Source organism: Streptomyces ipomoeae 91-03 (assembly GCF_000317595.1).
GTDB lineage: Bacteria > Actinomycetota > Actinomycetes > Streptomycetales > Streptomycetaceae > Streptomyces > Streptomyces ipomoeae.
In genome coordinates this window covers 1-7,295 of sequence record NZ_AEJC01000044.1, presented here as the reverse complement: position 1 = coordinate 7,295, position 7,295 = coordinate 1, and the positions used below count along the sequence as shown (strand labels likewise).

Genomic DNA, 7,295 nt, shown 5'->3' with positions numbered 1-7,295 from the left:
GCTGCCACCCTCTCGTCCGTCGCTGTGAAGGCGACTCGTATGTGGTTGGCGCCGGCTGAGCCGTAGAAGTCGCCGGGGGCCACGAGGATGCCCAGGTCGGCGAGGTGGGCGACGGTGTCCCAGCAGGACTCGTTCCTGGTGGCCCAGAGGTAGAGGCTGGCCTCGCTGTGTTCGATCCGGAAGCCGTGGGTCAGGAGTGCGTCGCGCAGGGCGGTGCGGCGGGCCGCGTAGCGGGTGCGTTGGGCCTCGACATGGGTGTCGTCACTGAGGGCGGCCACGACGGCGGCCTGGGTGGGGGCGGAGGTCATCATTCCGCCGTGCTTGCGGATCTGCAGGAGGGGGTTCAGGACGGCCGGGTCACCCAGCAGGAAGGCCGCGCGGTAGCCCGCCAGGTTCGAGCGCTTGGAGAGGGAGTGGACGGCGACTATGCCGTCGTACGAGCCGCCGTTGACGTCGGGGTGGAGGACGGAGACGGGGTCGGCGTCCCAGCCGAGTTCCAGGTAGCACTCGTCGGAGAAGAGCAGGACGTCGTGCGAGCGGGCCCACGCCACGATCCGGGTCAGCTCGGCCTTCGAGAGAACCTTGCCGGTGGGGTTGGAGGGCGAGTTCAGCCAGAGGAGCTTCAGGCCCTTGGGGTCCAGCTCCGTCGGGTCGTCGTAGACCTCGTGGTCGGCGCGGGCGAGGCGGGCGCCGACCTCGTACGTGGGGTAGGCGAGACGCGGGTAGGCGACCCGGTCGCCCGGGCCGAGGCCCAGCTGGGTGGGGAGCCAGGCGACGAGTTCCTTGGAGCCGACGATCGGCAGGACGTGGTGGTGGGTGATCTCGCGGGCGCCGAGACGGCGCTCCGCCCAGCCCGTGATCGCGTCGCGCAGCGCGGGAGTGCCCCAGACGGTCGGGTAGCCCGGTGAATCGGCCGCGTGCACCAGCGCTTTCTGGATCAGCTCGGGCACCGGGTCGACCGGGGTGCCGACGGAGAGGTCGACGATGCCACCGGGGTGCGCGGCGGCCGTCGCCTTGTACGGCTCCAGCTTGTCCCAGGGGAACGTGGGGAGGCGGTCGCTGACTGCGGACACGGGATCTGACTCACTTTCTCGCACGTACGTTCCTGTGCGGCGGGACGGCGTCGTACGTAAGGCTCGTACGGCGAACGCCTCGGTCCCGTACGGCGATCATGGTGATCGGGCCGTACGGGACCGAGGCGGCGCGGCGGCGGGCCGCCGGGTGGGCGGCCCGCGGCGTCAGGCCTGCGGCGGCAGTGCGGCGATGAAGGGGTGATCACGCTCGATCAGGCCGAGCTTGCTGGCACCACCGGGCGAGCCGAGCTCGTCGAAGAACTCGACGTTCGCCTTGTAGTAGTCCTTCCACTCCTCCGGGGTGTCGTCCTCGTAGAAGATCGCCTCGACCGGGCACACCGGCTCGCAGGCACCGCAGTCGACGCATTCATCCGGGTGGATGTAGAGGGACCGCTGACCCTCGTAGATGCAGTCGACCGGGCACTCCTCGATGCACGCCTTGTCCTTGACGTCGACACAAGGCTGCGCGATGACGTAGGTCACGCTGTCGTTCCTCCTCGATAGGGCGCTGGCGGGCCTCCTCAGGCTCCGCCGCCTGGCGCGCGGGAGCGCGGCGTCGTCGATGCCCGCACCTAGTATCTCCGTTCTCGGGCATGATCCGAACAGGAGGGGTGAACGGACCTGTGGAAATCTCTGCCGGTGGACGCCTTGAGATCCGCGTCTCCGCTGCTGACGTGGGCAAACGTGTCTCCGTACGCCGCGTTGAGAGGGATGCCGCCAGGGGTGGGAAATTCACCGACACGGTTGGTGTTCTCACATCATGGGACGACGGTGTCCTGCTGATCACCCGCCGCGACGGGGAGCGGGTACGGATCGAGGAGTCGACGCTGGTCGCGGGGAAGGTCGTGCCCGCCGCGCCCGCCCGGCGGCGAGGGCCGGCCGCGTCGTACGAGGAGCTGGCGCGGGTCTCGGCGCGAGGCTGGCAGCCGGTCGAGCGGGAGCGGCTCGGGGGGTGGGAGCTGCGGGCCGCCGCCGGGTTCACCCGGCGCGCCAACTCCGTGCTGCCCCTCGGTGACCCCGGGATGCCCCTGGACGAGGCGCTGACGGCCGTACGCGGCTGGTACGCGGCCCGGGGGCTCCCCGCGTACCTGCAGCTCGCCACGGGCGCCGAGGGGACACAGGAACTGCTGTGCGCCGAGGTGGAGCGGCGGGGCTGGCTGCGGGAGATCACGGCCGAGCTGTGGATCGGGGCGTTGGCTCCGGTCGCCGACCGGGAGGCCGGCGGGGTGGTGTTGTCCCGGGTGGCCGACGAGGCGTGGCTGAGCCGTTACCAGCGCAAGGGGATGAGCGATGTCGCGCTGAAGGTGCTCGAGGGGTGCCCCCGCTCGAGCGAAGCCGGGAGTGGGACAGGGCCCTCGGTGTGGTTCGCGACGGTGCCGGGTGCGCAGGGGGAGGGGCCGGCCGCGATCGGGCGGTGTGTCGTGGACGGGCGGTGGGCCGGCTTCTCGGCCGTGGAGGTCGATCCGGCGCGGCGTCGGCAGGGGCTCGCCACGAAGGTGATGGCGGCGCTGGCCCAGCGGGCGCTGGAGGAGGGAGCCTCGGCGGGGTGGCTGCAGGTGGAGCTGGAGAACGTGGGCGCCCGGGGGTTGTACGCGGGGATGGGGTTCGCCGTGCATCACGCGTACCACCACTACCGGTGGCCGTCGTGATGGGGCACAACCCCGCTCTGCGTGGCCCGCACCCGCCCGAGCCGGAGCGGGCCGCCGAGGTGCGGCGGCGGTTCGCGGAGGAGGCGCGGGCCGAGCGGCCCGATCTGGCCGCGCTGTGCCTGCTCGTGGGGGCGGCCGGGGACGCCTCGCTGGACGAGGCCGGGATCGACGCCGCGCAGATCGAGCTGGACCGGCTCGCCGGGCAGCTGCCGTTCCGGCCGGGTGGGGCCAGGGCGTGGGCCGTCGCCCTGGGCGAGCTGCTCGGGGAGCGGTACGGGTTCCATGGCACCCCGGCGGACTATCAGCGGCTGGAGTCGTCGCTGCTGCACCATGTGCTCACGCGGCGGCGGGGGCTGCCGATCCTGTTGTCCGTGGTGTGGATGGAGGTCGCCCGGCGGGCGGGGGCCCATGTGTACGGGGTCGCGTTGCCGGGGCACTTCGTGGTGGGGTTCGGGACGCCGGAGCCGGATCCCTCCGGGCAGGTGCTCGCCGATCCCTTCGACGGGGGGCGGGTGCTCAGTGGGAGCGACGCGGAGATGCTGGTCGCCGGGGCGACCGGGGGGCCGCTGGATCCTTCGATGCTGAGCCCCGCCGATCCGTTGGACGTGGTCTTGCGGATCCTCAACAACGTACGGGCCTGGGCCGCGGCGCGGCCCGAGCGGTCGGATGTGTCGCTCTGGGCTCTGGAGTTGTCGCTGGCGCTGCCCTCGCATCCGGCTCGGTTGCGGTACGAGTGGGCGCAGTTGCTTGTGCGGCGAGGGGATTTCGTTCGGGGGGCGGCTGAGTTGGAGGCGTATGCGGATGTGGTGGCGGGGGTGGACGAGGGGGCTGCGGAGAGGGTGCGGAGGCAGGCTGATGCGGCGCGGGCCCTGCTGAACTGAGGGCGCCTGTTCGCCGTAGCGGTGTCACGGTCCCGCGCCCCCGCCCTTGCGGCCCCTGGCCGGCGGTCACAGGCCCGGCCCTCCCCTTCGTGGCCGGCCCGTACCACTCACAACCAGCCCTTCTCCCTTGCTATCCGTACCGCCTCCGTTCTGTTCCTCGCCGCCAGTTTCTGGATCGCCGTCGACAGGTAGTTGCGGACCGTGCCCTGGGAGAGGTGCAGGCTCGCCGCCAGCTCCGCGTTCGTGGAGCCGTCGGCCGCTGCTCGGAGTACCTCGCGTTCGCGGTCGGTCAGGGGGTTCGCGCCGTCGGCCAGGGCGGCTGCCGCGAGCGTGGGGTCGATGACCCGTTCCCCTGCCAGGACCTTGCGTACGGCCTCGGCCAGTTGCGCGGCGGGGGCGTCCTTGACCAGGAAGGCGTCGGCGCCGGCCTCCATGGCGCTGCGGAGGTGGCCGGGGCGGCCGAAGGTGGTGAGGACGACCAGCTTGACGGCCGGGAGTGCCTCGTGGAGCCGGGCCGCCGCCTCGATGCCCGTGGCGCCCGGCATCTCGATGTCGAGGAGGGCCACGTCGACATCGTGTGCGCGGGCCGCCGCCAGGACCTCGTCGCCCCGGGCCACCTGGGCGACCACCTCGATGTCGTCCTCCAGGCCGAGCAGGGCGGCCAGGGCCTCGCGGACCATCGACTGGTCCTCGGCCAGGAGGACCTTGATCGTGCGGCTGCTCATGGGCCGGATCCTACGTGGGGACCGGGAGTGGCAGGAGCGCGGGCGACCAGGCGGAAGCCATGTCGGGACGGGCCCGCATCCAGGGTGCCGCCCGCCTTCTGGAGGCGCTCGGCCAGGCCTGTCAGACCGTTGCCCGGGCCCTGCGCCATGCCGGTGGAGTTGTCCTTGCCGCCCGTTCCGTCGTCCTCCACGGTGAGTTCGATGACGGGGCCGTCGAGGGTCTGGCGATGGACGAGTCCGACCGTGCAGCGGCGGGCGCCGCTGTGCCGTACGACGTTGGTGACGGCCTCGCGCAGGGCCCAGGCGAGGGCGGACTCGCTGGTCTCGGGGACGTCGGCGAGGTCGGTGAGATCGGGTTCGGCGGGCAGGTCGGCGGTGACCCCGGCCGCCGTCAGCGCGACCTTGGCGCCCGCCAGCTCGGCGGACAGGCGGGGGCGGCGATAGCCCGACACCGCCGCCCGTACGTCGACCAGGGCCTGGCGGCTGACCTGCTCGATGTCGGCGACCTGCTGGGCCGCCTTATCGGGGTGCGCCGGGAGCATCCGGCCCGCGAGTTCGCTCTTCAGCGTGATCAGCGACAGCGAGTGCCCCAGCAGGTCGTGCAGGTCGCGGGCGAGGCGCAACCGTTCCTCGTTGGCGGCCAGTTGGGCGACCGTGGCACGCGCCTCGCGCAGCTCTATGGTCGTGCGGATGAGCTCGCGTACGCCGGTCATGGAGAAGCCGCCGAGGAGGGCCGGGAAGAGCAGTCCCGCCAGGAACGACGCGCCGCCGGGGATCGCGAGGGCGACCCCGGTCAGCAGGACGGACACGGCCGGGATGGTCCAGCGGGCCAGGCGGAACGGCAGGGCGGCGCCGGAGCAGATCGCCACGTACACGAACAGGACGAGCCACTCGCGGCCCAGAGTGAGGGCGAGGACGGTCGACTGGGTGGCCAGGACCGCCAGCGAGCCGAGCACCACGCCCTCGGTCTCGCCGCGTCCGGTGCGGAAGATCAGGGCGAAGTACCAGGCGACGAAGGCGACCAGGCCGATCCAGCCGAGGACGACGACGCCGTCGCTGTGCCCGCCGTGCAGCAGGTCACCCACCGGCGCGCTCAGGTAGGCGAGCCAGATCCCGACCCAGAGGAACTTGACGGCCTTCTGCCTGCGATTCCGCGGGCGCTGCCCGATGCCGACGCCGCTCACGCCTTCAGCGTGTCCTTCCGGTACAGCCAGGCCGCGCCGCCGGTGAACAGGGCGAAGAAGACGGCGAGGACGGCGATGTCCTTGGCATGGGGGGCCTGGCTCTGCTCGATCGCTTGTCCCAGGGCAGCGTACGCGTGTGTGGGCACCCATTCGGCCATGTCCTGCAACCAGGTCGGGAAGGTCGTGGTCGGCATCCACAGGCCGCCGAGGATGGACAGCCCGAAGTAGGTGATCATCGTGATCGGGCGGACCGCGTCGCCGCTCGCGAGATAGCCGAGGGCCACGCCGAGCGCGGCGAAGACGAGGCTGCCGGCCCAGATCGCCCCGGTCAGGGCGAGCCACTGCCAGGCGTCCAGACGTACGTCCTTCACCACCGCGGCGACGACGAAGACGACCACGATCGACGGCAGGCTGACCACGGCCGAGCCGGCCGTCTTCGCGAGGACGTAGCCGTGGCCGGGCAGCGTCGTCAGCCGCAGCTGCCGTACCCAGCCGCCCTCCCGCTCCTTGGCGATGCGCTCGCTGTTGCCCGTCAGGACGGCGGTGAGGGCGCCGAAGGAGGCCATGGAGACCATCATGTACGTCGGGAGGGTCAGGCCCATCCCGTCGATCTTCTTGGTGCCGTCGGCGCTGCCCGCGATGAGCAGGAACAGGATCGACGGGTAGAGCACCGAGAAGAACAGGAACTTGCGGTTGCGCAGGGCGCGGGTGAGTTCCAGCCTGATCAGGCTCCGTGAGGCGAACGCGTTGCTCACTTGGTCTTCGCCTCCTCTGCGGCGGTGATCGCGACGAAGGCCTGCTCCAGGCCGAGGCCGGTGACTTCGAGGTTGCGGGGGTAGAGGCCGAGGCCGTACAGGGCGTGGACGGTCGCGTCGGCGTCGGTGGACTGGATGCGGAGGGTACGGGCGGTCCCCGTGGCGGAGCCGCTGTGGGACACGTCGAAGGTGGTGAGGAAGGGGAGGGCGCGCAGGGCGCTCTCGTCGAACTCGCCGTGCACGTCGAAGGAGATCCTTCGTGCGCCCGCCTTCGCCTTGATCTCGGCGGCGGTGCCGTCGGCCAGCAACCGGCCCCGGTGCAGGACGAGTACGCGGTCGGCGACGGCGTCGGCCTCTTCGAGGTAGTGGGTGGCGAAGAGGACGGTGCGGCCCTGGTCGGCCTGTTCGCGCATGGTGGCCCAGAAGGCCTGGCGGGTGGTGACGTCCATGCCGGTGGTGGGCTCGTCCAGGACGATCAGGTCGCTGTCGCCGGCCGTGGCGAGCGCGAAGCGGAGGCGCTGGGCCTGGCCGCCGGAGAGCTTGTCGACCTTGCGGTCGGCGATCTGGGTGATGCCGGCGCGGGCCAGCACCTCGAAGACCGGGTACGGCCTCGGGTGCAGGGCGCAGGCGAGCCGGACCAACTCGGCGACCGTGACCTCGTCCATCAGGCCGCCGGACTGCAGCATGGCGCCCACACGCCCGGCGACGATCGCCTCGCGCGGGCTCGTGCCGAAGACATGGACCGTGCCGGTGTCCGGGCGCCTGAGGCCCAGCAGGAGGTCGAGGGTGGTGGACTTGCCCGCCCCGTTCGGGCCCAGCAGGGCCACGGTCTCGCCCGGGTGCAGGGTGAGCGACAGGCCGTCCACGGCCCGTACGTTCCCGTAGCTCTTGCCGACCTGGTCGAAACCGACCACCGGGGTGGCGGTCACCGCCGGTGTCGTGGCTGTTGTCGTCATGCGATCCAGGGTGACCGCGGAGGGCCGGCGCCCGGCAGTGTCGGTGGTCCTGTGTGCCGGATGACAGATGTC

The 7,295-nt window shown here is 71.9% G+C and carries 8 protein-coding genes; 2 read left to right on the top strand and 6 right to left on the bottom strand.

Annotation, left to right across the window (positions count from 1 at the left end):
• Positions 1–1,073: bifunctional succinyldiaminopimelate transaminase/glutamate-prephenate aminotransferase (locus tag STRIP9103_RS02320; protein ID WP_048819554.1), on the bottom strand; the 1,073-nt coding region annotated here is incomplete at its 3' end.
• 165 nt (positions 1,074–1,238) lie between these two features.
• A complete protein-coding gene (gene fdxA / locus STRIP9103_RS02315) occupies positions 1,239–1,556 on the bottom strand; it encodes a ferredoxin (RefSeq protein WP_004926152.1) in 318 nt (105 codons plus the stop codon).
• A gap of 140 nt (positions 1,557–1,696) precedes the next feature.
• Here fdxA and STRIP9103_RS02310 point away from each other — a divergent pair, with 140 nt between their 5' ends.
• Both STRIP9103_RS02310 and STRIP9103_RS02305 read left to right on the top strand, forming a co-directional pair.
• Positions 1,697–2,722, top strand: coding sequence for a GNAT family N-acetyltransferase (locus STRIP9103_RS02310; protein ID WP_009296353.1), 1,026 nt, complete (start codon positions 1,697–1,699; stop codon positions 2,720–2,722).
• Entirely contained in the window at positions 2,722–3,603 is an 882-nt protein-coding gene (locus STRIP9103_RS02305; RefSeq protein WP_374005663.1) for a transglutaminase-like domain-containing protein, read from the top strand. The genes STRIP9103_RS02310 and STRIP9103_RS02305 overlap by 1 nt, the downstream gene beginning before the upstream one ends.
• A gap of 107 nt (positions 3,604–3,710) precedes the next feature.
• On the opposite strand, the gene STRIP9103_RS02300 is transcribed toward STRIP9103_RS02305, so the two are convergent.
• The 4 genes from STRIP9103_RS02300 to STRIP9103_RS02285 are packed head-to-tail and all read right to left on the bottom strand — an operon-like array spanning position 3,711 to position 7,223.
• Positions 3,711–4,328, bottom strand: coding sequence for a response regulator transcription factor (locus STRIP9103_RS02300; RefSeq protein ID WP_009296347.1), 618 nt, complete (start codon positions 4,326–4,328; stop codon positions 3,711–3,713).
• The gene (locus tag STRIP9103_RS02295; RefSeq protein ID WP_009296344.1) at positions 4,325–5,512 is read right to left on the bottom strand and encodes a sensor histidine kinase; all 1,188 of its coding nucleotides are present in this window, start codon (positions 5,510–5,512) and stop codon (positions 4,325–4,327) included. Before STRIP9103_RS02295 ends, STRIP9103_RS02300 begins: the two co-directional genes overlap by 4 nt.
• A complete protein-coding gene (locus STRIP9103_RS02290) occupies positions 5,509–6,267 on the bottom strand; it encodes an ABC transporter permease (RefSeq protein ID WP_009296355.1) in 759 nt (252 codons plus the stop codon). Before STRIP9103_RS02290 ends, STRIP9103_RS02295 begins: the two co-directional genes overlap by 4 nt.
• Positions 6,264–7,223 (bottom strand): ABC transporter ATP-binding protein, encoded by a 960-nt coding sequence (locus tag STRIP9103_RS02285; RefSeq protein ID WP_009296351.1) that lies wholly within the window; start codon positions 7,221–7,223, stop codon positions 6,264–6,266. The genes STRIP9103_RS02290 and STRIP9103_RS02285 overlap by 4 nt, the downstream gene beginning before the upstream one ends.
• Between the last annotated feature and the right edge of the window lie 72 nt (positions 7,224–7,295).

Excerpts from the sequence above, each read along its gene's own strand:
- STRIP9103_RS02305 (WP_374005663.1), top strand. The coding sequence starts at position 2,722 with ATGGGGCACAACCCCGCTCTGCGTGGCCCGCACCCGCCCGAGCCGGAG.
- STRIP9103_RS02300 (WP_009296347.1), bottom strand. The coding sequence starts at position 4,328 with ATGAGCAGCCGCACGATCAAGGTCCTCCTGGCCGAGGACCAGTCGATG.
- STRIP9103_RS02285 (WP_009296351.1), bottom strand. The coding sequence starts at position 7,223 with ATGACGACAACAGCCACGACACCGGCGGTGACCGCCACCCCGGTGGTC.